The 1,855-nt window shown below is 36.4% G+C and carries 3 protein-coding genes; 2 read left to right on the top strand and 1 reads right to left on the bottom strand.

The genetic code is table 11. The features are described from left to right. Positions 1-194: 194 nt before the first annotated feature. A complete protein-coding gene (locus ACFIM8_RS08990; protein ID WP_004854224.1) occupies positions 195-845 on the bottom strand; it encodes a S24 family peptidase in 651 nt (216 codons plus the stop codon). Positions 846-895: 50 nt separating this feature from the next. On the opposite strand from ACFIM8_RS08990, the gene ACFIM8_RS08985 reads away from it, so the two are divergent. Beyond that, a complete protein-coding gene (locus ACFIM8_RS08985; RefSeq protein ID WP_375607575.1) occupies positions 896-1,213 on the top strand; it encodes a hypothetical protein in 318 nt (105 codons plus the stop codon). Between the two features lie 15 nt (positions 1,214-1,228). Beyond that, complete coding sequence (locus ACFIM8_RS08980) at positions 1,229-1,663, top strand: hypothetical protein (protein ID WP_120100899.1); 435 nt, start codon at positions 1,229-1,231, stop codon at positions 1,661-1,663. The last annotated feature ends 192 nt before the right edge of the window (positions 1,664-1,855 follow it).

The following is a 1,855-nucleotide window of genomic DNA, read 5'->3' as shown; positions in this document are numbered from 1 at the left end:
CATTGGAATTAATAAGAATTGGCTTATCCATAATTTTTCCTCCCTAACGCCTCTTGGCGATTGTTTGTGCGTGGTTTATGGATACCAATGTAGCGATTTTAAAAACAAAGTCAACAAAAAATGTAGCGATTTTAAAAATTTTTTAAAAGTAATAAACTAAAGGCTTGCTTGAAGAAAAGTATAAAAATATTAACTCATATTCTGGCTGGCTTAATCCAGTCGATAGGTGCACACCATTCTAATTCTACATCTACGATATCAGCATATTTTCCATTTATACTGGATAAAACCCATTTCCCTTTTTCTTTCCCTAGACGTAATACTTTGATGTAAACTTTTCCACATTTAGTTTTTATGATGGCGCGGTTGTTAATAAGATCCTCTGGTGGCAAATGATAGGAATAAAAAAGAAGGCTTCCTTCTTCAATGGCTGGAAACATAGAATCACCTACCACGCGAACAGCAACAGTTCCTTTAGGAGCAGATGGCGGGGCTTCTACTTCTTCTAGACAACCAGAATCTATTGCGATTATTTCTCCTCCGGCTCCTACAGATCCAATCAAAGGAACTAAGTGATTAGTAGGAATAGAAGCACCTGTAAGCTTTGATATTTCTAATAATTCTCGAGCAGAAATATCTCTTGTTCCTTTTAGCATTTTATTGACGGCAGCACGATCTATCGAGCGACCTAAAGAAGCGGTTAGCTGTCTTGAAAGCTCTGATTGGCTTAATCCAGCTTCAGATAAGGCATTTTGCAACCATTGTGAGATACTTATTGTCATATCTTTATTGTAGGTACGTTGTATACAATCGTCATTTTCTAATTTAGCAACATGTGGTTTCATTATTAATTTTCCTTCTTGACATTGTTTTTATAATCGCTACATAATGTGCTATGAAACAATTTTCGGAAATAATAAATCTATTAGGTGGGGTTCGTAGGGTATCTCAGTTGCTTGGGGTGCATAGAACACGCGTATATGTCTGGCTCCGTCCTATATCAAAAGGTGGAACTGGTGGGAGAATTCCAACAAAACATATCCCAATTCTTTTGAATGAAGCCAAAAGAATTGGAGCACCGATTAAGGCAGAAGACTTTTTCTCGTTTTTTTATAGGACGCAATCATGTGATTCTAAATTATCTTCACAATCTGCTTTTACTGCTGCTTCTACAGATAATAATGAACAGCAACAGCACCCTTCACAGGTTTAAAGAGAAAGATCAGAGATGATAGATGTCCCACATATCACTATAAGTAAGGTCAAGTTGATTAATCTTGTTAATAAGATTGGACGTGAAGATATATATTATGGTGTTCGCTCGCCTAATCAGACATGTGAAAGTTGCATAGATCCCTCATCAACAGGTTATCTTGTCTATATACTGCAAAATATTTTTGCGCGTGATGATAGAAATTATTTTCCGTTATTGCCATACGATGATTTTAATCAATGGTTTTCATCTGCCTTTACGCAAGCTTTTACAACTTGGTTTGATAATTATTTTTCTCAAGATTTGTCATCTTTTCATCGCCTAAATGAGCTACTTTTGTTTACAGCTTTAGTCGAAAGTAATCTTGGCTTCTTAAGGGATGACCTCATCAAAAAAAGAGAAGAAGAAATCAAATTAATAAATGATGCGTGTAGTGTGCGTCTGAATTGAGTTAATCCACTTTTTTAAAGTCTATGAGGTCGGTTTGTGTTGTTACAGTCATTTTTTCAAGACAAGCAGTCACAACACGCTCTGTCATAGCACACATATAAATACGCAACAGCAAGGGGGATTATGATCACTAATGCACAAACCATTCTCTGTCTTGATCTAGGCACTAAGACTGGCTGGGCGCTTCGTGAT

The sequence above is a fragment of the Bartonella sp. AC535YNZD genome (genome assembly GCF_042196625.1).
GTDB lineage: Bacteria > Pseudomonadota > Alphaproteobacteria > Rhizobiales > Rhizobiaceae > Bartonella.
Note: the sequence above shows the minus strand (reverse complement) of the source record. Positions and strands in the feature narration are given on the sequence as shown.

Coding starts and splice junctions, on each gene's coding strand:
- ACFIM8_RS08985 (WP_375607575.1), top strand. CDS start 896: ATGAAACAATTTTCGGAAATAATAAATCTATTAGGTGGGGTTCGTAGG.
- ACFIM8_RS08990 (WP_004854224.1), bottom strand. CDS start 845: ATGAAACCACATGTTGCTAAATTAGAAAATGACGATTGTATACAACGT.
- ACFIM8_RS08980 (WP_120100899.1), top strand. CDS start 1,229: ATGATAGATGTCCCACATATCACTATAAGTAAGGTCAAGTTGATTAAT.